The sequence below is a fragment of the Streptomyces sp. NPDC006739 genome (assembly GCF_042869815.1).
Taxonomy (GTDB): Bacteria; Actinomycetota; Actinomycetes; order Streptomycetales; family Streptomycetaceae; genus Streptomyces.
Genome location: NZ_JBIAGM010000020.1, coordinates 86,063 through 107,482, shown reverse-complemented (window position 1 = coordinate 107,482; position 21,420 = coordinate 86,063). Strand labels below are relative to the sequence as shown.

Here is a 21,420-nt window from a genome sequence, read left to right as displayed (position 1 = left end):
GGGCGCGGCCCGCTCAGTCGGTCACGGCCGCCGGGCGCGGGTCGGGCAGCCGGCGCCACTTCTCCCGCACGACCACCTCGCTGAGCCGCCAGCCGTCCGCGGTGCGCAGCAGCCCGAAGGCGTACCGGCCGCCGCACACGAAGTCCGGCGCACCGCCGCCGCCGTCGGTGAACCGCATCGGGTTGACGTAGTCGGCCTGGACCCGCGCGGTGTCCCCGGTGTCCTGTTCCAGTACCCCGAACCGCACCCGGCGGTTGACGATCAGGTGCTGTCGCACGGGGAACAGCGCCATGCTCTCGGCGAGCCAGCCGGCCACCCGGCCCACCTCGCCCTCGATGCCGCCCGCCGAGCGGTAGTCGGCCCGCCCGTCCGCCGTGAACAGCCTTCGGTACGCCCCCCAGTCACCGTCGTCCACCGCCACCGCGTACTCGGTGATCAGCTCGTCCACGGCCAGTCGGTCCATTACGGTCGCCAGCTCCACACGCTGCGTCATCGGGCAAGTGTTGGGCACGGCGCGGGCGGAGCCAAGAGGCGTGCGGGGATTGCGGGGGCGTCGCGCGGGGGTGTTCGGCGCCGGTGCCGGACCGCCGGGCGGCGCGGGTGCCGGTGCCCGGGGGTGAGCGGGGCGGTGCCGGCCACCGGTCAGCGTCCCGGGCGCGAGTGGACCGCGGTGGTGCCGACGGCGGCGCACCACGGGCCCGGCACCCCGCCGGCACCCCGCTCGGTCCGGCTCCGGTCCTCGTCGGGCGCGCCGCAGAGCCCGTCGGGCAGCACGAACTCGGTGCGGTGAGCGGGCCGGGGCCGGTTCAGGCCGCCTCGATGACCGCTCCCCGGATCGCCTCGGCCCACTCGACCACCAACAGCTCGTACTCCGCCCGCTCCTGGGACGACAGCGTTCCGCCCGCGCGCAGCCAAAGAGCCCGGATCTGCTCGTTCACCTCGGCAGCAGACCGCACGGAACCAGGGGTCACGGAATCGGGGGACATGCCGACAAGCCTAGGGGCAAGCACTGACACTGCGCTACCGGGTGGCTACGGAGACCGTATGGGGTTGGTCACCGTCGGCGCCGGGCCCGTGGCCGACCGCGGGGGCCGGTTCGCGCGCTCCGCCGCGTGCGGTCGCGGGGCTTCCGCCCCGGGGGTGTTGACCGGTCCGGGCGGCTCCGCATAGTTTCCGCAGGAGAAAGCGCTTGCTGCGCGCCTGGTGCGCGACGGTGAGCCCGCCGTCCCGGAGGAGTGCTGATCACCCCCATGCCCCGCTCCACAGCCCCGTTCACCGGCCGGCGCATCAGGGCCGCCGTCGTCGGCACCGGCGCCATCGGGCGCGGTTCCCACTTCCCCGCGCTCGCCCGCCTCGCCGAGGAGGGCGAGGTGGAGGTCGTGGCCGCCGTCGACGTCGACGCGGGCGCGGTCGAGGCGTTCTGCGCCGAGGCCGGCATCCCGCACGCCTTCACCGACCTGGACGGCATGCTCCGCGAGCAGCGCCCCGACCTGGTCACCATCGGCACGCCGCCGACTCTGCACCGCGAGCAGACGGTCGCCGCGCTGCGCGCCGGCGCCTGGGTGTGGTGCGAGAAGCCGCCGGTGCCGACCCTCGCCGACTACGCCGCCGTCGAGGCGGAGGAGGGCACCGACGGCGGCCCGTACGCGGCGATCGTCTTCCAGCACCGGTTCGGCTCCGGTTCCCGGCACGTGCGCCGGCTGCTCGCCGAGGGGGCGCTGGGCCGGCCGCTGGTGGCGCACTGCCAGACCACCTGGTACCGGGACACCGCCTACTACGCCGTGCCCTGGCGGGGCCGCTGGCGGACCGAGGGCGGCGGTCCGGCCATGGGCCACGGCATCCACCAGATGGATCTCCTGCTCGATCTGCTCGGGCCGTGGAGCGAGGTGCGCGCGATGGCCGGACGGCTGGTGCACGACGTGGAGACCGAGGACGTCTCGACGGCGCTGGTCCGCTTCGACAACGGCGCGCTTGCCACGGTCGTCAACAGCGTCCTCAGCCCCGACGAAACCAGCCGCATCCGCATCGACTGCGAACGCGCCACCGTCGAACTCACCCACCTCTACGGCCACGCCAACGCCGACTGGCGCATCACCCCCGCGCCGGACGTGCCCGCCGAACAAGTGGCCGCCTGGCGGGACTTCGGCCCGGACGTGCCGAGTTCGCATCTGGCCCAGCTCAGGGACCTGGTGGCGAGCATGCGCGCCGGGCGGCGTCCGCGCGGCAGCGGCGCGGACGGGCGCACCAGCCTGGAGCTGATCACCGCGCTGTACAAGGCGGCGTTCACCGACACGACCGTACGGGCGGGCGAGATCGGTCCCGGCGACCCGTACTACACCGCCCTGCACGGAGGCGCCCCCGGCTGGGCACCCGTCGTGTCCGGCCGGCCCGCCGAGCCCGAGGAGGTGTCCGCATGAGCGCGGGACCGCGGGTCGTCCACGCCCACGGCGACCGGATCACGGTGACCGAACCGTCCACCGGCGTCGAGCTGTTCGCGTACGTCTACCGTCCCGAGGCGGCCTGGGAGGCGCCCAAGCCGTACCTCCACCCGGTGCGCACCCTGGCCGGGGACGTCGTCACCGACTACCGGCCCAACGACCACCGCTGGCACAAGGGGCTCCAGCTGACCGCCTCCCACCTCTCCGGCGCCAATCTGTGGGGCGGCAACAGCTATGTGCACGGCGAGGGATACCTCGAACTCCCCGAGCGCGTGGGCTCCATGGCCCACGTGGGGTTCGACGAGGTGACGGCGGACGGCGACCGGGTGGTGATCGCCGAGCGGCTCACCTGGCATCCGTACGACGGTGAGCTGTGGGCCGGGGAGGAGCGGCGGATCGAGGTGCACGACGTCGATCCCGCGTCCGGCTCCTGGGCGTTGACCTGGACCAGCGCCATCACCAACCGCCGGGCCGAGCCGCTGCGGTTCGGCAGCCCGACCACCGCCGGACGTGAACTGGCGGGCTACACCGGCCTGTTCTGGCGCGGTCCGCGGGCCTTCAGGGGCGGTCGGATCATCGGACCGCACGGCGAGGGACCGGACCTGATGGGCACGCGGGCGCCGTGGCTCGCGCTCTCGGGCGAGCACGACGGCGCCGACGGGCACGCGACCGTCGTCTTCGAGCACGCCCCCGAGAACGACCACTCCGGCGCCGAGGGAACCCACCCGGCCCACTGGTTCGTGCGCAACGATCCGTTCGCCGCCATCGCCCCCTCCTGGGCCTTCTTCGACGAACTGGAGCTGGCCCCCGGCGACACGTTGCGCCGCCGCTACCGGGTCGTCGTCGCGGACGGGGCGTGGGAGCGGGAGGACGTGGCCGGGTACCTGGAGGCGCATCCGTGGTGAGCGCGGGGGAGCCGGTGTTCACCGGCCTGCCGGGCGGGGTCGCCGTCTCGCGGCTGTGCGTCTACGACTGGCCCGCCGCCGACGGGGTGCGCGGCGGCACCCCCCATCTGCACCTGGCCTGTTCGGAGGCGTACGTCGTCACCGGCGGGCGGGGTGCCGTGCAGACGCTCACCACCTCCGGGTACCGGGTCACGCCCCTGGAGCCCGGCACGGTGGCCTGGTTCACGCCGGGCACCGTCCACCGGCTGGTCAACGAGGACGATCTGCGCATCACCGTCCTCATGCAGAACAGCGGGCTGCCGGAGGCCGGTGACGCGGTGCTCACGCTGCCCCCTCGGTACCTGACCGACCCGGAGACCTACGCCGCCGCGACCGCGATCCCGGCGGACGCCGCGGAGGCGGAGCGGGAGCGGATCGCCCGGGCCCGGCGGGACCTGGCCCTGGAGGGCTACCGGGAGCTGCGCGAGGCCGGCGGGCCCGAGGCGCTGGCCGCCTTCCACCGGGCCGCCGCCGCGCTGGTACGGCCCCGGATCGCCGAGTGGCGCGAGCGCTGGCGTCGCGGTGCCGAGGCCGCCGCCGCGGCGACGGAGCAGCAGCTCGACCGGCTCGGCCGGGGAGACGCGTCCCACCTGGCCGCTGCCGTGGTCCGGGCCGAACAGCCCTACGAGCGGGGCCGGTTCGGGATGTGCGGACGGCTCGACGTGTACCGGCAGGGGGCCTAGGTCCTGGGCATCACATTCCCGTCGTCCGCCAGGCGGCGCCGGACAGGTGGGAATGTGACGACAGGGCCTTAGGAGGCGCAGGCGGTGTGGGCGGGTGCTACGCGGCCGTCGGGCCCGTGACCGTCCAGCCGGGGACCTGGGGGTGCGCCGTCAGGTCCTCGTGGCGCACCTGGTCGCCGCAGGCCGAGCAGGTGACGACCGGGACCAGTTCGTTGCCGCAGACGTGCTCGACCACCATGGGACGGTCGTCGTCCGCGCGCAGATGGCGGTCGCCCCAGGCCATGAGGGTCATCAGGACCGGCTCCAGTTCCAGGCCCGCCTGTGTCGGCCGGTACTCGAAGCGCTGCGGGCGCTCGCTGTAGGCGCGCCTGGTGAGGATCCCGGCGTCGACGAGCCGGCGCAGTCGGGTGGTCAGCACGTCGCGCGGGGCGCCGATGTTGCGGACCAGCTGGTCGAAGCGGCTGTTGCCCAGGCACACCTCCCGCAGCACCAGCAGGGAGTACTTCTCGCCGACGAGCGCGAGGGCGTCGGCGATGGAGCAGGGGCGCGGATCTCTCGGGGCGGCCATGCGGACCAGTCTAAAGGAAGGTTTGATTTTCCAACTCGCGGAGCTAAGGTGAGTTCGGATTTCCTACTCACCAGTAGTCCTGGAGGCCCGCACATGCGTGACGCCGTCGTCGTCGAAGCCGTACGCACCCCCATCGGCAAGGGAAAGCCGAACGGCTCCCTCGCCCACGTCCACCCCGTGGAACTGCTCGCCCACACCCTGCGCACCCTCGTCGACCGCTCCGGCGTCGACCCGGCGCTGATCGACGACGTGATCGGCGGAACCGTCGACCAGGTCGGCGAGCAGGCCATGAACACCACCCGCTACGCCGTCCTGTCCGCCGGTCTGCCCGAGACGGTTCCGGCCACCACCGTGGACCGCCAGTGCGGCTCCTCCCAGCAGGCCGTGCACTTCGCCGCCCAGGGCGTCGTCGCGGGCGCCTACGACATCGTCGTCGCCTGCGGCGTCGAGTCGATGAGCCGGGTCCCGATGTGGTCCAACGTGCCCGAGGGAAAGGACCCGTTCGGTCCGGGAGTCGCCGCGCGCTACCCGGACGGGCTGGTCCCGCAGGGCATCAGCGCCGAGCTGATCGCCGCCAAGTGGTCCCTGACCCGCGAGCGGATGGACGCCTTCGCCGTCTCCTCGCACCACAAGGCCGCCGCCGCGTGGGAGGCCGGACTGTTCGACGCCGAGACCGCCCCGCTGGACGGCGTCGGCCGCGACGAGTGCGTACGGCCGGGCACCACCCCGGAGATCCTCGCCGGACTCCGGCCCGCCTACTACGACCCCGGCTTCGCCGAACGCTTCCCGCAGATCGAGTGGAACGTCACCGCCGGCAACGCCAGCCCGGTCAACGACGGCGCCTCCGCCGTGCTGATCACCTCCGGCGAGACCGCCCGACGCCTCGGCCTGCGCCCGCTCGCCCGGCTGCACAGCTTCGCCGTCACCGGCTCCGACCCGCAGCTCATGCTCACCGGTGTCGTCCCGGCGACCGAGAAGGTGCTGCGCAGGGCCTCCCTGTCCCTCGACGACATCGACCTGTTCGAGGTCAACGAGGCCTTCTCCAGCGTCGTCCTGGCCTGGCAGCAGGAGACCGGCGCCGACCTCGCCAAGGTCAACGTGCACGGCGGTGCCATCGCCCTCGGCCACCCGCTGGGCGCCAGCGGCACCCGCCTGACCACCACCCTGGTCCACGCCATGCGCGAACGCGGCGCCCGCTACGCCCTGCAGACCATGTGCGAGGCGGGCGGACTCGCCAACGCGATGATCCTGGAAGGAGTCTGACGGACCCGAGGGCTCACCGGCCGCGCAGCTGATGCCGCTTGCGCCAGGCCACCACCACGCCCACCAGCGCCGGTACGGCGATCAGGGCCATCGCCAGCAGGAAGGCGGGCGACGTCGGCGCCGAGGCGCGGGCGCCGGCGACCGCGTACGCGGCGGTGTTCGGGACCGAGCCGAGCGCCGTGGCGAGCAGGAACGGCAGCCAGCCCATGCGGGAGACGGCGGCGCAGTAGTTCGCGGCCCAGAACGGCACGCCCGGGAACAGCCGCGCCACCATCATCGAACGGAACCCGTGCCGGCTGAGCTGCCCGTCGGCCGCCTTCAGCCAGCGGCCGCGCAGCAGCGGGCGCAGCGCCTCCTGCCCGAGCAGCCGGCCCAGACCGAAGGCCGCCCCGGCCCCCAGCACCGTGCCCGCCAGCGCCGTGGCCAGCCCCAGCTGGGAGCCGAACAGCGCGCCCGCCCCCAGGTTCAGCAGGGGGCGCGGCACGAAGGCCACCGTGCACAGCCCGTACGCCACCGTGAACACCAGTGCCGCCGTGGCCCCTCCGAGCTGCGGCGGCCAACCGTGTGTCAGCAGCCGCTGCGGCTGGAACAGCAGCACGCCCGCTCCGGCGCCCGCGAGCAGGACCAGCAGCAGCGACAGCCGCGACCACGGCGACAGCAACACGCGCGTGCAGCGGGCGGCCCCGCTCGTGCGTGGCAGCGGCGCGAGGGGCGCGGTCGCGGGGACGACCAGGGCGAACTCCGTGGCGGCGGCCCGGGGAGAGGCCGTGGCGGTGCCCCCAGAGCGGTTGGTGGCATCGAGCATCCGGTGACAGTAATCGACGGGCATGTGTGATCGCCGTATGGATCCCGCCCGTCACGCGGCCCGCCGGGACGAACGGACCGCGAAAAACCATTCGACGTGGGACAAAGCGTCGGACATGATCTGCGTCATGTTCCGGCACGCCTTCCTCCTCGCAGCATCCGCGGTCGCGGATGCCCCGAAGGCTGCCGCCCGGATCCTCCTGGCCGCTGTCGACGGCGCCCGAAGCTGACCCTCTCCGGATCGTCCGGCGGACCCCGCAGGGGGAGGGTCGGCGAATCCCCGGGGTCCCCGCGTCCAGCACGTCGGCGCGCTCACCGCATTCACTTCGGAAGAGGCTTCGAGGTACCGCCATGTCCAAAACCGCGTACGTCCGCACCAAGCCGCATCTCAACATCGGCACCATGGGTCATGTCGACCACGGCAAGACCACGCTGACCGCCGCCATCACCAAGGTCCTGGCCGAGCGCGGCACCGGCACGTTCGTGCCGTTCGACCGCATCGACCGCGCCCCGGAGGAGGCGGCGCGCGGCATCACCATCAACATCGCGCACGTCGAGTACGAGACCGACACCCGGCACTACGCGCACGTGGACATGCCGGGCCACGCCGACTACGTCAAGAACATGGTCACCGGCGCCGCCCAGCTGGACGGGGCGATCCTGGTCGTCTCCGCGCTCGACGGGATCATGCCGCAGACCGCCGAACACGTCCTGCTGGCCCGGCAGGTGGGCGTGGACCACATCGTCGTCGCCCTCAACAAGGCCGACGCCGGGGACGAGGAACTGACCGACCTGGTGGAGCTGGAGGTACGCGACCTGCTCACCGCGCACGGCTACGGCGGGGACGCGGCGCCCGTGGTACGGGTGTCGGGGCTCAAGGCGCTGGAGGGCGACCCCCGGTGGACGGCGTCCGTCGAGGCGTTGCTCGACGCGGTGGACACCTATGTGCCGATGCCGGAGCGGTACCTGGACGCGCCGTTCCTGCTGCCGGTGGAGAACGTGCTGACCATCACCGGGCGGGGGACGGTCGTCACCGGCGCGGTGGAGCGGGGCGTGGTCCGGGTCGGCGACCGGGTGGAGGTGCTCGGCGCGGGCGTCGAGACCGTCGTCACCGGCCTGGAGACCTTCGGCAAACCGATGGAGGAGGCGCAGGCCGGGGACAACGTGGCGCTGCTGCTGCGCGGCGTGCCCCGGGACGCCGTCCGGCGCGGGCACGTGGTGGCCGCGCAGGGCAGTGTCGTTCCCCGGCGTCGCTTCTCGGCGCGGGTGTACGTGCTGTCGGCGCGCGAGGGGGGCCGTACGACGCCCGTCTCGACCGGCTACCGGCCGCAGTTCTACATCCGTACCGCGGACGTGGTCGGGGACGTCGACCTCGGGGAGGTGGCGGTGGCCCGGCCCGGGGACACGGTCGCCATGACCGTGGAGCTGGGGCGGGAGGTGCCGCTGGAGCCGGGGCTCGGTTTCGCCATCCGGGAGGGCGGCCGGACCGTCGGGGCCGGCACGGTGACCGCCGTGGAGTGAGGCCCCAGGGCCGGGGCGCAGAATGGAGGGGTGACCGAAGCCATACCCGTGACGCGTGTCGTCGATCACGGCACCGCCAAGCTGATGCCCGACGTCGACCGGGAACGGGCCTGGCTGCTCACCGTCGACGGGGCGCCGCAGTCGTACGTCGACCTGGACGCGCCCACGCATCTGGAGTTCGAGTACGCGCGGCGGCTCGGGTACGTGCTGGACACCGTCGCCGAGCCGGGACGTCCGCTGGACGTGCTGCACCTCGGCGGCGGTGCGCTCACCCTGCCCCGGTACCTGGCGGCTGCCCGGCCCGGCTCCCGGCAGGACGTGGTGGAGGCGGACCGGGGCCTGCTGGAGCTGGTCACCGAGCACCTGCCCCTTCCGGAGGGCGCGGGCGTCACCCTTCACCCGGCCGACGCCCGCGCCTGGCTGGAGACCGCCCCGGACGACTCGGCCGACGTCCTGATCGCCGACGTCTTCGGCGGCTCACGCGTCCCGGCGCACCTCACCTGCCTCGGGTACGCCCGTGAGGCCGGGCGCGTCCTGCGCCCGGACGGCGTCTACCTGGCCAACCTGGCCGACTCCGCGCCGTTCGCCTTCCTCCGCTCCCAACTGGCCACGTTCGCCGCCGTCTTCGAGGAACTCGCGCTGATCGCCGAGCCGGGCGTGCTGCGCGGCCGCCGCTTCGGCAACGCCGTCCTCATCGCCTCCCACCAGCCCCTCGACCTCGCACCGCTGGTCCGCCGCACGGCCTCCGACGCCTTCCCGGCCAGGGTCGAACACGGCCCGTCGGTACGCGACTTCATCGGCACCGCCCACCCCGTGCGGGACGAGGAGGCGGTGCCGTCACCGGTGCCTCCCGAGGGGGCGTTCGGTGTGGGCTGAGCCGCCCGGGCTCAGCTCGCCGTCGGGTCCCCGTGCAGCCGTACCGTGCTGAGGATCTTCATGACGGTCGCCTTGTCGACCTCGCCGTTCACGCCCTTGGCGCCGTACAGGTTCCACGTCACGAAATCGTCGGCGGAGTTCTTGAAGCCGAACGTGATCGCCTTTCCGTCGCTGACGCACTTGCCCTTCTTCGGCGTGTGCGTCGACTGCGCCCAGGCATAGGCCCCCACGACGCCCGCCTTCGTGGTGTACGCGGTGGCCTTCTTGTCGTAGGTGATGCTCTTCTTGTCCGGCTGCGTGTAGCCGCCGTACACCCACCAGGGCACCTCCCTGACGGCGGCGTCCCCGGCGCTCTTGGCGCCGCTCGCGCCCTTGGTGCCCACCACGGCCAGCGCGGTGTCCTCGCTGTGGCCGTCCTTGTCGTCGTCGGACGTGCACCACTTCGACTTGTACTCGGCCGGGGCCGACATCGTCACCAGCGGCTTGGTGCCGTCGCCCTTCTCGTCCACGAAGGCGACCTGGGTGCCGGGGGAGTCGATCTCCCAGTCCGCGGGCACGTCGAAGGCCGTGCCCCAGCGCGGGTTGACGACGGTCTTCCAGCCGGCGACGGTCGGCTTCTCCGTCTCGTCGCCGCGCGGATTGTCGGTCGAGGGGGAGGAGCCCGGCCCTGCGGAGTCGGCTCCGGCGGAGGGCGACCCGGTGGCCTTGCCGTTCTTGCCGCCGGCCGCCTTGTCGTCCTTGCCGCCGCCGAGGACCAGATAGCCGGTCACGCCGGCCGCGACGACCACCGCGAGGGCGGCCACGATCGCGACCACCTTCGTCCGGCCGCCCCCGCCCTTGGGCGGCTCGGGCGCGCCGGCGGGCGCGGGCGGCCCCCACTGCGGCTGCTGCCCGTACGGAGCCGGCTGCTGGTACTGCTGGTAGCCCGGCTGTTGATACGGATTCGGCTGCTGGTAACCCGGTTGCTGGTACGGGTTGTTCTGCGGGTTCTGCTCGCCCCCGGGCGGCTGCTGTCCTGGCCACATGGCCAGTAACCCTAGTGCCGCCCGGGACGCTTTTCGGTCACAGCCCCTTGTCAGGGACGTACCGAACTCAGATCACCACACCGTGCCGGGTCTGGCCAGCTCTCGCTACTCGTGAGTAACATGGCGGCCATGAGCACAGACCAGATGTCGATCGGCGAGCTGCTCGCCGCCACGGTCCCGATGGTCCGGACCCTGAACCTGGAGTACCTGGAGACCACCGCGGAGCGGGCCGTGCTGGCCCTGCCGGACCAGGGCGAGTACCGCAACCACGTCGGCGGGCCGCACGCCGGGGCGATGTTCACCCTCGGCGAGTCCGCCAGCGGGGCGATCGTCCTCGCCGCCTTCGGCGACCAGCTCGCGCGTGCCGTGCCGCTGCCGGTGAACGCGCAGATCGCCTTCAAGAAGATCGCCCTCGGCCCGGTCAAGGCCACCGCGACGCTCGGCCGTCCGATCGCCGAGGTCGTCGCCGAACTCGACGAGGGCAGGCGGCCAGAGTTCCCGGTGACCGTCGCCATCCAGCGCGAGGACGGCGCCGTGACCAGCGAGATGACGGTGGTCTGGACTCTTCGGCCCAACGGCTGACCCGCGCCGTCGCGGGGTGAGGGGCCCGGCCGTCCGGCGGTCTTCGGCGGTCGGGCCCCTCACCCCGTCGGTGGTCCTCAGGCGGCCGTGCGCCGTCGCTCCTCGCGGGAGACCGCGCCGGCCCCCGGTCCGGCCTCCGGTCCGGTCTCCAGTCCCGCGACGAACTCCTTGAGCCAGGCCGCGAACCCGGGCCCCAGATCGGGGCGTTCGCAGGCCAGGCGGACCACGGTGCGCAGGTAGTCCGCCTTGTCGCCGGTGTCGTAGCGCAGGCCGTCGAAGACCACACCGTGGACCGTGCCGCCCACGGCGAGGTCCTGGAGGGCGTCGGTGAGCTGGATCTCGCCGCCCCGGCCGGGCGGGGTGCGCTCCAGCGTGTCGAAGACGGCCGGATCGAGGACGTACCGCCCGATCACCGCGTAGTTGCTGGGCGCGTCCTCGGGGGACGGCTTCTCCACCAGGCCGGTGACGCGGACGACCCCGGCCTCGGCGGTCGGCTCGATCGCGGCGCACCCGTAGCGGTGGACCTGGGCGGGGTCGACCTCCATCAGCGCCACCACGCTGCCCGCGTACCGGTCGCGGACCTCCAGCATGCGGCTGAGCAGGGTCTCGCGCGCATCGATCAGGTCGTCGCCCAGAAGCACCGCGAAGGGCTGGTCGCCCACGTGGTGGCGGGCGCACAGCACGGCGTGGCCGAGGCCCAGTGGGTCGCCCTGGCGGATGTGGTGGATGTCGGCGAGCCGCGCCGGGTCGCGTACGGCGTCCAGGCGCACGGTGTCGCCCTTGGCCGCGAGCGCCTGTTCCAGCTCGAAGGCGTGGTCGAAGTGGTCCTCGATGGCCCGCTTGTGGCGGCCGGTGACCATCAGGATGTCGTCGAGCCCGGCCGCGGCGGCCTCCTCGACGACGTACTGGATGGCCGGCTTGTCGACGACCGGCAGCATCTCCTTCGGCGTCGCCTTGGTCGCGGGCAGGAACCGGGTGCCGAGCCCGGCGGCCGGGACGACCGCCTTGCGCACGGTGCGAGGGGGGACGGGGGCGGGAGCGGAGCGGGGGGCGATCATGCGGCCCATGCTGGCGGACCCGGATGAGAGCGCGCCGAGAGGAACATGGGAGAGGGCTGTGGGACGCCCGACGCACGACGGCGTTCGCCGGGAAGTTGGAGATTCCGTGTGCCATCCGGCCTTCGCGGCACAGAACTTGACCGTCGTGCAACCGGCGCTTCGAATACCGGTACGGATACCGCCGGTAACTGTTCTCTCATTCCTCCCTTTTGAACTTCGGTCACTCGCACTTCTTGTTTCTTGTGCTACGCATGTGCGAAGGTGAGCCACCCGCGCGGGGGCCGGGAGTGAACGGTGAGACCGGCCGGGCCCTTTGAGGAACAGACCCGTCAGGCACCGCTTTTTTCCGACAGGACGCCATTCGTGTGCCGTCCTGCGGCTGGGAAGGAAATGGTCCCGTGCAGTCCCCTTACCCCCCACGCCCGCCCTACCCGCCACGCCCCGGATCGACGCCGGGGGAGTCCGACCGCAATCTCGTCGCCCGGCTGGGCGGCAAAAGAGACGGCCGGCATCACGCCGTGGCCCTGCTGCTGGCCCGGCACTGGCGGGCCACCTGCGACTACGCCGTCGTCTGTCTCGCCTCCGCCGGCGGCGCGGCACAGCTGGTCGCCTCCACCGCTTTCGAGCAGGTCCTGGCCCGGCTCTCGGGCGGCGCGGTGGGTGGCGCGCTGCGCCCGCAACTCCTCGTCGCCGTCCGGGAGACCGTGCGCGCCTGGGCGGACGACGAGGTCGTCTGCCTGGTCCTGCCGGAATTGCGCAAACCCACCGGCGGGCGTGGTCTACGCGCGGCGAGGCCCGGCACACCGGAAAGGCGGCAGATCGCCGAGCGCGCATTCCGGGCGCTCCCCGGGGCCTCCCAATGTCTTCTGTGGCACACCGAGGTGGAAGCGGAACCGATAACCATACCGGCTGGTCTGTTGGGGGTGGACGCCGGCACCGCCACGACCGCCCTGGAGCAGGCGCGCGAGCAATTCCGGGCGGGTTGTGTACGCGCGCACCGGGAACTCGCGCCCTCCAGGGAATGCCGCTTCTACAACCGGCTCCTCGATGTCCCCATTCGCCGGGGCGGCACTCTGCTCCCGGATGTGCAACACCATCTGACGCAGTGCCGCCACTGCCGGTACGCGGCCGAACAGCTCAGCCATTTCGAGAGCGGACTGGACGTCCTGCTCGCCGAGACCGTGCTCGGCTGGGGCGCCCGCCGCTATCTCGACGCAAGGCCCGGCCGGGGCGCCCCCGACCAGTGGCCGCAGCCGCGGGAGACGACGCGCCCGGCCGCCGGCGGACGGCATCGCACGGAATCCGAGAGCCGGCGCCGTACGGCCCTGGCGGTCGGCGTCGGACTGACCGCTCTGGCGCTGCTCGGCACCGTCCTGGTGGCCAGGGGCTGGACCGATGACAACGGTGTCCCGAGGCCCGGCGCCACCGCCTGGGGCGCCCCCGGCACCGGGATCCCCCACCCCGGCACCGCTCACCAGCGGTCCTCCGGAACCTCCTCCCCGTCCGTCGCCTCCGTGGGCGACCCCGTCGAGGTCGCCGAGGGACGGCTGCGCAGCCTCGCCGCCGGACTCTGCCTGGACGTGCGCGGCGGGCGGGTCGAGGCCGGCGCGCAGGCCCGGCTGGCGGAGTGTTCCTCCGCCGGGTCCCAGCAGTGGTCGTACCGCGACGACGGACTGCTGCGCAGCGCCGCCGACCCGGCGCTCTGCCTGGCCGCCGACCCCGGCGCGCGCAGGGTCGCGGTGGCCGGCTGTCTCGTGCACGACGGTGACGTCCTCTACGACCTGACGGTCCGCGGTGAACTCCTGCTCCGGGGACCGAAGGGGCTGGCTCTCGCGCCGGCCTCCGGTACCTCCACCGAGGTGGTGGTGGCCGCGCGGGACGGCTCCGAGGTGCAGCGGTGGGGGCTGGAGCCGGCCGGGTCCGGGCGGCCGGAGGGAGAGGCGCCGAACGCGCGGCGCCCGGCGTCGCCCGGAGGGCCGGCGGGCGCCGACACTCCGGTGCCCGGGACGGACACCGCCCCGAGCGGGCCGGCGGACAGGTCCGAGCCACCGAGCGAGGACTACAGCCCCCGGATCGCGCAGGCCGGCTCCCACGACGAGCCCCGGCCCGTCGAACCGCCCGCGGACGACGGCGCCGAGAGCACCCTCACCGCTCCGGCGGACGGTGCCCTGAAGGCCGTGCGGTCCACCCCCACCGGGGCCGTGACGGCCGTCGGATCGCTCCTCGGCTAGCGGTACTTCAAGGATTTACGAAAACTTTTTCCCGCTCGGCGTTTTACTGACGGGGATTCGATTGCCGAGGGGTTTCCGATCCGGCCACGGAGTCGAAGTCATGTGGAATTTACAGACGTCGGCTCCGTGGTTCGGTGCGTTGCGGGCGGGTGAGTGCGGGGTGAATGTCCGCACCCTTTGACGGGCTTGTGGCGTTGTGTGGCGTGAGGGGCGCGTTCATCAGGGGCGGCTGGGGCTGGCCGAATCGATGCGCCTGGTGAGGCGAGGGATGCGCGCTTGTTGACCCGCGAGTAAGTATCTCGCTAGTTTCCGGTGGCCCCGCACCGGAGTTTTCTGCCGCACACCCCCACCGTGCTGTCTTGCCGATTATTCGGAGCATCATGACCTCCTCAGTGCGCGCCCTCGACCTGATCATGTGTGTCACTCCTTTCGGAGAACCGGACGCCCAGCTCGCCGCGGCCGTCTGCGGCGCCGGCGCCCTCGGTGTCCTCGACCTGGGAATCGGCGACCGGACATCCCGCGAGGCGCTGGCACGCCTGAGACGCCTGGCCCCCGGGCCGTTCGGCGTGCGGGTGGACGGACGCTGTGCGATGCGTCCCGACGAGCTGGCCCCGGACGGCGCCCGTGGCCCCGACACCGTGGTCCTGGCGGCGGACGCGGCCCGGAGCGTCGGCGAACTCCCCCCGGACTGCCGGGTGCTGGTCGAGGTCACCGATCTCGCGCAGGCCCGGGAGGCCGCTCGGGCCGGGGTGCACGGACTGATCGCCCGGGGCGGTGAGAGCGGCGGCCGCGTCGGCGAGCTGAGCACCTTCGTCCTGCTCCAGCAACTCCTCGCCGACGGGGAGTTGAGCGAGTCGTCCCTGCCCGTGTGGGCCTGCGGGGGCATCGGACCGCGTACGGCGGCGGCCGCCGTGGCCGGCGGGGCGGCCGGTGTGGTCCTCGACAGCCAGCTGGCACTGCTGGCCGAGTCACGGCTTCCCGAGCCGACGGCGGCGGCGCTGCGCTCCCTGGACGGCTCGGAAACGGTCGTCGTGGCCGGCCACCGGGTGCTGCGCCGCCGCGGCCCGGACACCCCACGCCCACCCGCCGACGACCCCGGCGCGGTCGCGGCCCTCCTCGGCGCCCAGGACCTTCGCACCCAACTGCTGCCGGCGGGCCAGGACGCCTTCCTGGCCGCACGCTTCGCCGAACGATGGGGAGACACCCGCCGGACCCTGCGGGAGATGAGGGCGGCGATCAGGGAGACGCTGGCGCCGACCGCGCGCGAGGTGCCCGGCGAAGCCCGGTCGGCGGCAGCCGCGGAGGCCGGCCGGGAGGGGGGAGGCCCCGGGCCTGGACCCGGGTCGGCGTTGCGGCCGGGGGCGGGGATGAGCCGTGCCCTCGGGACCCGGCTGCCCGTCGCGCAGGGGCCCATGACCCGGGTCAGCGACCAGGCCGCGTTCGCCGCCGCCGTGGCCGAGGACGGGGCGTTGCCCTTTCTGGCGCTGGCGCTGGCGGACGGAGAGCGGGCCCGGGCGATGCTGACCGAGGCCCGGGCCGCGCTGGGCGGGCGGCCCTGGGGCGTCGGGGTGCTCGGCTTCGCGCCCGAGGAGGTCAGGAACGCACAGCTCGACGCCGTACGGGAGCTGCGGCCCAGCCACGCGGTCATCGCGGGCGGACGGCCCGCCCAGGCACAGGCCCTGGAGAGGGCCGGGATCGCCACCTTCCTGCACGTGCCCTCGCCCGGGCTGCTGCGGCAGTTCCTCGACGCCGGCGTCCGCAGGTTCGTGTTCGAGGGCTCCGAGTGCGGCGGGCATGTCGGGCCGCGCGCCTCGTTCCCGCTGTGGGAGGCCCAACTCGCCGTCCTGGAGGACTTCCTGGCCGACACGGACCAGGAGACGGCCGGGCGGCTGGAGGTGTTCTTCGCGGGCGGCGTCCATGACGCGCGGTCGGCCGCGATGGTCGCCGCCCTCGCCGCACCGCTGACCGCCCGGGGCGCCGCCGTGGGCCTCCTCATGGGCACCGCCTACCTGTTCACCGAGGAGGCCGTGGCGCGGGGCGCCATCCAGCCCCTCTTCCAGTGGCAGGTCGTGACGGCCACCGCGACCGCCCTGCTGGAGACCGCGCCCGGACACGCCACCCGCTGCGTCCCCAGCCCGTTCACCCGCGACTACCGCGACAGAGAAGCCGCGTTACGGGCGGCCGGCACCTCGGACCGGGGCGTCTGGGAGGCACTGGAGCGACTCAACGTCGGCCGGCTGCGCCTCGCCAGCAAGGGCGTCGACCGTGACGCGGACGGCGCGCTCACGGCCGTCGACGAGGAACGCCAGCTGGCCGACGGCATGTTCATGGCCGGCCAGGTCGCCGTGCTGCGCTCGGCCACCACCACCGTCGCCGGCCTCCACCGCTCGGTGACCGACGGCGCGGCGGACTTCCTCGCCGCCCGTGCGGACGAGGTCAGGGCCGCCCTCGGCGCCCGGCAGCCGGCCGAACCAGAACCCCCGGCCCCGCTGGACATCGCCGTCGTCGGCATGGCCTGCATGTTCCCCGACGCACCCGACCTCGCCACCTTCTGGGCGAACATCGTCGCCGGACACGACGCCGTCACCGAGGTCCCGCCCGACCGCTGGGACCCCGCCGTGCACCACGCCGACGGCAGCACCACCTCCAAATGGGGCGGCTTCCTGCCCCGCATCCCCTTCGACCCGCTGCGCTACGGCATCCCGCCCGCCTCCCTGCGCAGCATCGAGCCGGTCCAGCTGCTGTCCCTGGAGGCCGCCCGGCGCGCCCTGGAGGACGCCGGATACGGCGACGGGGGCCGCGAGTTCGACCGCGCGCGGACCTCCGTCGTCTTCGGCGCCGAGGCCGGCAGCGACCTCTCCAACGCGGCCACCCTGCGCGCCGTACTGCCGTCGTACTACGGCAAGGTGCCCGACGGACTCGAGGAGCAGCTGCCCCGGCTCACCGAGGACTCCTTCCCCGGCATGCTCGCCAACGTCGTCTCCGGCCGCATCGCCAACCGCCTCGACCTCGGCGGCGCCAACTACACGGTGGACGCCGCCTGCGCCTCCTCCCTCGCGGCCGTCGACGTCGCCTGCAAGGAACTCCTCGCCGGCACCAGCGACGTCGTGCTGTGCGGCGGAGCCGACCTGCACAACGGCATCAACGACTACGTACTCTTCTCCTCCGTCCACGCCCTGTCCCCGACGGGCCGCTCCCGCGCCTTCGACGGCTCGGCCGACGGCATCGCCCTCGGCGAGGGTGTCGCCTGCGTCGTCCTGAAACGGCTGGCGGACGCCGAACGCGACGGCGACCGGATCTACGGCGTCATCAAGGGGCTCGGATCCTCCAGCGACGGCCGCTCCCTGGGGCTCACGGCACCCCGCCCCGAAGGGCAGCGGGCCGCGCTGCGGCGGGCGTACCGCAACGCCGGTGTCTCGCCCGCCGAGGTCGGCCTCGTCGAGGCGCACGGCACCGGCACCGTGGTCGGCGACCGCACCGAACTCACGGTCCTCGGAGAGGTGTTCGCCGAGGCGGGGGCGGAACCGGGCGGCTGTGTGCTCGGCTCGGTCAAGTCGCAGATCGGGCACACCAAGTGCGCCGCCGGGCTCGCGGGCCTGATCAAGACGGCCCTCGCCCTCCACACCGGCGTCAAGCCGCCCACCCTGCACCTGACCGGGCCCAACCCGGCCTGGGAGGAGGACAGGAGCCCCTTCGCGTTCCACACCCGGGCACGACCCTGGGCGGCACCGGCCGGACAACGGATCGCCGGGGTCAGCGCGTTCGGATTCGGTGGCACCAACTTCCATGTGGTGCTGGGCGCTCACGAGGGCGCGGTGCCACCCGAGCAGACGCTGGACGCCTGGCCGGCCGAACTGTTCGTCTTCCGCGGGAAGGACCCGGCGGCGGCCCGCGGAGGCGTCGAGGAGATCCTGCGCGCCGCCGAGGCCGAGGGCCGGCCCTGGCGGCTGCGCGACCTCGCCCTCGCCGCCGCCCGCCGCGCCGACGCCTCCCACGACCCGGTGCGGGCGGCGGTCGTGGCGACGGACGTCGACGGTCTGACCGGCCAGTTGCGCAGGGTCCTGGCCGGGGAGCACGACCCGGCCCACGGCATCCACCTGACCGACGCCGGCGAGGCCGGCCGGAGCGCCGGACCGGCCGCCGGCCGGGATACGGGCGACGACACCGGCAAGGTCGCCTTCCTCTTCCCCGGCCAGGGCAGCCAGCGGCCCGGAATGCTCGCCGAGCTCCTGGTCGCCCTCCCGGAACTCCGCGACCACCTGCACCCGGACGCCGCCCTCGCCGGCACCCTCTACCCGCCCGCCGCCTTCGACGACAGCGCGCGGGAACGGCAGCGGGCCGCGCTGACCGACACCCGGGCCGCCCAGCCCGCGCTCGGCATCACCGGCCTCGCCGCCCACGCCTTCCTCACCGCGGCGGGCGTCCGGCCGGACCTGGCGGCCGGACACAGCTACGGCGAACTGGTCGCCCTGAGCGCGGCCGGCGCGCTCGCCCCCGAGACACTGCTGGAGCTCAGCACCGAGCGGGCCGCCGCGATCCTGGCGGCGGCGGGCGACGAGCCCGGCACCATGGCCGCGGTCGCCGCCGCGGCCGACGACGTGGACAAGGCCCTGCGCACGGCGGGAGCCCCCGCCTCCGTCGTCGTCGCCAACCGCAACTCGCCCGAGCAGACCGTGGTCTCGGGACCGACCGAGGACATCGCGGTCGCCGTACGGATGCTGCGCGAGGCCGGCTACGGCGTCCGGCGCATCCCCGTCGCCTGCGCCTTCCACAGCCCTGTCGTGGCCGGCGCCGGGGAACGGTTCGCCGAGGTGCTCGCGGAGAAGGCCGTACGGGCGCCGGAGTTCCCGGTGTGGTCCAACCGCACGGCGGCCCCCTACCCGGCCGACGCCGACGCCGTGCGCGCGGAACTCGCCGCCCAGATCGGCGCGCCGGTCGCCTTCGCCGAACAGATCGAGGCGATGTACGAGGCCGGCGCGCGGATCTTCGTCGAGGCGGGACCCGGCACCGTCCTCACCCGCCTCGTCGGACAGATCCTCGGCGGCCGCCCGCACCGCACGGTCGTCTGCGAGCCCACCGCCGACAGCGGCCTGCGCGGCTGGCTCGACGCGCTCGCCCGGCTGGCCGTGGCCGGACGGCCGGTGCGCACCGCCTGGCTGCTGCGCGGGCGCGACGCCGTGGACGCCGCCCGGACGCCGGCGCCCAAGCGACCCGGCTGGACGGTCGACGGACATCTGGTCCGCACCGCCGCCGGAGACCTCCTGCCCGGTGCGCTGGCACCGGCCCGACGCATCGTGGAGACGACCGTGACCACGAACCACCCGAACGGCGCCCCGGCCGACCGGGACGCCCTGATCTCCGAGTTCCTGCGCACCAGCCGGGAGATGATCGCCGCCCAGCGGGACGTGCTGCTCACCTACTTCGGAGCGGCACCGGGCGCGGCCCCGAGCACGGCCCCCCTCCCGGCACCGGCGCCCGTCGGCCCGCTGGCGCGGCAGCTTCCGGCCGCCGAACCCACCGCGCCGCAACCCGCGTCGCCCGTCCCCGTCCCCGCCCCCGCCGAGGCGGACCGGGCCGGGTCCGAGACGGACGTGCGGCGGCTCGTCATGGAGATCATCAGCGAGCGCACCGGATACCCCGTCGACATGATCGAGCCCGACCTCGACCTGGAGGCGGACCTGAGCATCGACTCCATCAAGCGGGCCGAGATCGCGGGCGAACTCGCCAGACGGCTCGGCATCGCCGGCGGCGCGGACGTCCTGGACGACGCGGAACTGGAGGAACTGGCCAAGGCGCGTACCGCGGCCGCGGTGACCGGCTGGCTGGCCGCCCGGATCGCCGGCGCCGGAGCCGACGGGACCGGAGCCGACGGGACCGGAGCCGACGGGACCGGAGCGGGAGTGACCGGAGCCGGCGGTGCGGAGCCGCTCGCGGCGGGGCCTACCGGAAAAGCACCGGCCGGTGAGGCGCCCAAGCGGTGCGAGCTGCGCCCGGTGCCACTGGACCAGCCCGTGGCGGACCCCGCCCCCGTCCTGTCCGGCAGGCGCTTCTTCCTCCTCGGCGGCGGCGGCGCGGCCCCCGAGATCGAGGCCCGCCTGGCCTCGTACGGCGCCGAGGCGGTGGCCGTCGACGAGGACCACCTGCTCGCCGCGGCGGACGGCACGGTGGACGGCGTGCTGCACCTCGGCGCGCTCCCCGGCTCCGACCTGCCCGTGCTCCCGGACGCCTTCCCGGTGCTCAGGGCGGCCCTGGCGCGCGAGCCGCGCTGGCTGCTGGCCGCCCGCCCCGCCGACGGCGACGACGCGCCCCGCTCGGCGGGACTGGACGGACTGTTCCGCACGGTCGTCCGCGAGTACCCCGACACCGTCGCACGCGTGGTCGCCCTCGGCGACACCTCACCGGCCGCCGTCGCCGACGCCCTCGTCGCCGAGCTGCTCGCCCCGCACCCGGCGCCCGTCGTGCTGCGCACGGCTGCCGGGCGGCACGCTCCGCAACTGGTGGAGGCGCCGCTGGGCCCGCTCGGCAGCACCGGCGCGGGACCGGCCGGCGAGGGGGCCGCCGAGGCCGCCGCGCTCGGTCTGGACCGGGACTCCGTGGTGCTTCTGGTCGGCGGTGCCCGGGGCATCACCGCGAAGGCCGCGCACGCGCTCGCCTCGGCCTGCCGCTGCCGTATCGAACTGATCGGCAGGACGCCCGCGCCCACCGGCCCCGAGACCCCGGAGACCGCCGCCGCCCGCACCCCGGCCGCACTGCGCGCCGCCCTCGCCGCGACCGGTTCCCCGCGTCCCGCCGAGGTCAACCGCGCGGCAGAACTGATCCTCGCCCAGCGCGAGATCACCGCCACGCTCGACGAACTCACCGCCCTCGGCAGCCAGGTCCGCTACCGGTCCGTCGACTTCCGCGACCGGGACGCCGCCCTCCAGGCCGTCAAGGAGATCCACGCGGAGCACGGCCGGCTCGACGGGGTCGTCTTCGCGGCCGGGGTGATCGAGGACCGGCTGATCGCGGAGAAGACCCCCGAGTCCTTCCAACGGGTGTACGGCACCAAGACGGCCGGGGCCGCCACCCTGCTCTCCGCGCTGGACGAGCTGCCCGACGGGCCGGCGTTCACGGTGCTGTTCGGCAGTGTCTCGGCCGTCCTCGGCAACCGGGGACAGTGCGACTACGCCGCCGCGAACGACGCCCTGGAACGCCTCGGCGCCGACTGGGCGGCCCGCACCGGCCACCGCGCGCTGACCGTGCACTGGGGGCCCTGGGCACCGACCGGCGGTCACACCGGGATGGTCAGCGAGGAACTCGGCCGCGAGTACGCCCGGCGCGGAGTACGGCTGATCGACCCCGAGGAGGGGACCGCGGCCCTGCTGCGGGAACTCGCCTGGGGTGCGGAGTCGGTCCGTGCCGTCGTCTACACCGCCTCGGGCTGGTGA

16 protein-coding genes are annotated in these 21,420 nt (G+C 74.1%); 10 read left to right on the top strand and 6 right to left on the bottom strand.

Annotated features, from left to right (window positions below):
• Positions 1–13 precede the first annotated feature (13 nt).
• Entirely contained in the window at positions 14–493 is a 480-nt protein-coding gene (locus tag ACFYMM_RS32405; protein ID WP_388393072.1) for a nuclear transport factor 2 family protein, read from the bottom strand.
• A gap of 313 nt (positions 494–806) precedes the next feature.
• On the bottom strand, positions 807–986 hold the full coding sequence (locus tag ACFYMM_RS32400) for a hypothetical protein (protein ID WP_388393070.1): 180 nt from the start codon (positions 984–986) through the stop codon (positions 807–809).
• A gap of 264 nt (positions 987–1,250) precedes the next feature.
• Here ACFYMM_RS32400 and ACFYMM_RS32395 point away from each other — a divergent pair, with 264 nt between their 5' ends.
• Genes ACFYMM_RS32395 through ACFYMM_RS32385 form a run of 3 tightly spaced genes read left to right on the top strand, consistent with a single transcriptional unit; the run spans position 1,251 to position 4,065 of the window.
• On the top strand, positions 1,251–2,417 hold the full coding sequence (locus tag ACFYMM_RS32395) for a Gfo/Idh/MocA family protein (protein WP_388393068.1): 1,167 nt from the start codon (positions 1,251–1,253) through the stop codon (positions 2,415–2,417).
• On the top strand, positions 2,414–3,343 hold the full coding sequence (locus tag ACFYMM_RS32390) for a PmoA family protein (protein ID WP_388393066.1): 930 nt from the start codon (positions 2,414–2,416) through the stop codon (positions 3,341–3,343). Before ACFYMM_RS32395 ends, ACFYMM_RS32390 begins: the two co-directional genes overlap by 4 nt.
• Positions 3,340–4,065, top strand: a complete 726-nt coding sequence (locus ACFYMM_RS32385; protein WP_388393064.1) for a cupin domain-containing protein — start codon at positions 3,340–3,342, stop codon at positions 4,063–4,065. Before ACFYMM_RS32390 ends, ACFYMM_RS32385 begins: the two co-directional genes overlap by 4 nt.
• Before the next feature lie 97 nt (positions 4,066–4,162).
• Here ACFYMM_RS32385 and ACFYMM_RS32380 read toward each other — a convergent pair whose 3' ends face one another.
• A complete protein-coding gene (locus ACFYMM_RS32380) occupies positions 4,163–4,633 on the bottom strand; it encodes a winged helix-turn-helix transcriptional regulator (RefSeq protein WP_388393061.1) in 471 nt (156 codons plus the stop codon).
• 93 nt (positions 4,634–4,726) lie between these two features.
• Here ACFYMM_RS32380 and ACFYMM_RS32375 point away from each other — a divergent pair, with 93 nt between their 5' ends.
• Entirely contained in the window at positions 4,727–5,896 is a 1,170-nt protein-coding gene (locus ACFYMM_RS32375; RefSeq protein WP_388393058.1) for a thiolase family protein, read from the top strand.
• 13 nt (positions 5,897–5,909) lie between these two features.
• Here the strand turns inward: ACFYMM_RS32375 and ACFYMM_RS32370 are convergent, their stop codons facing one another.
• Positions 5,910–6,701: a TVP38/TMEM64 family protein gene (locus ACFYMM_RS32370; RefSeq protein ID WP_388393056.1), complete on the bottom strand. Its 792-nt coding sequence runs from the start codon at positions 6,699–6,701 to the stop codon at positions 5,910–5,912.
• Between the two features lie 37 nt (positions 6,702–6,738).
• Between ACFYMM_RS32370 and ACFYMM_RS32365 the strand changes: the two genes are divergently transcribed.
• The 3 genes from ACFYMM_RS32365 to ACFYMM_RS32355 all read left to right on the top strand — a co-directional run bounded on the left by ACFYMM_RS32365 (position 6,739) and on the right by ACFYMM_RS32355 (position 9,097).
• Entirely contained in the window at positions 6,739–6,930 is a 192-nt protein-coding gene (locus tag ACFYMM_RS32365; protein ID WP_388393182.1) for a hypothetical protein, read from the top strand.
• A gap of 121 nt (positions 6,931–7,051) precedes the next feature.
• Positions 7,052–8,221 carry an elongation factor Tu gene (gene tuf / locus ACFYMM_RS32360; protein ID WP_388393053.1) on the top strand — a complete coding sequence of 390 codons (1,170 nt, stop codon included), beginning with the start codon at positions 7,052–7,054 and terminating at the stop codon, positions 8,219–8,221.
• A gap of 30 nt (positions 8,222–8,251) precedes the next feature.
• Entirely contained in the window at positions 8,252–9,097 is an 846-nt protein-coding gene (locus tag ACFYMM_RS32355; protein ID WP_388393051.1) for a spermidine synthase, read from the top strand.
• Positions 9,098–9,108: 11 nt separating this feature from the next.
• Here ACFYMM_RS32355 and ACFYMM_RS32350 read toward each other — a convergent pair whose 3' ends face one another.
• Positions 9,109–10,122, bottom strand: coding sequence for a hypothetical protein (locus ACFYMM_RS32350; RefSeq protein WP_388393049.1), 1,014 nt, complete (start codon positions 10,120–10,122; stop codon positions 9,109–9,111).
• A gap of 144 nt (positions 10,123–10,266) precedes the next feature.
• Between ACFYMM_RS32350 and ACFYMM_RS32345 the strand changes: the two genes are divergently transcribed.
• A complete protein-coding gene (locus tag ACFYMM_RS32345; RefSeq protein ID WP_388393173.1) occupies positions 10,267–10,704 on the top strand; it encodes a DUF4442 domain-containing protein in 438 nt (145 codons plus the stop codon).
• Between the two features lie 77 nt (positions 10,705–10,781).
• Here the strand turns inward: ACFYMM_RS32345 and galU are convergent, their stop codons facing one another.
• Positions 10,782–11,762, bottom strand: coding sequence for a UTP--glucose-1-phosphate uridylyltransferase GalU (gene galU, locus ACFYMM_RS32340; protein WP_388393047.1), 981 nt, complete (start codon positions 11,760–11,762; stop codon positions 10,782–10,784).
• Positions 11,763–12,160: 398 nt separating this feature from the next.
• Between galU and ACFYMM_RS32335 the strand changes: the two genes are divergently transcribed.
• Entirely contained in the window at positions 12,161–13,993 is a 1,833-nt protein-coding gene (locus ACFYMM_RS32335) for a ricin-type beta-trefoil lectin domain protein (RefSeq protein WP_388393044.1), read from the top strand.
• Positions 13,994–14,373: 380 nt separating this feature from the next.
• A complete protein-coding gene (locus tag ACFYMM_RS32330) occupies positions 14,374–21,420 on the top strand; it encodes an SDR family NAD(P)-dependent oxidoreductase (RefSeq protein ID WP_388393041.1) in 7,047 nt (2,348 codons plus the stop codon).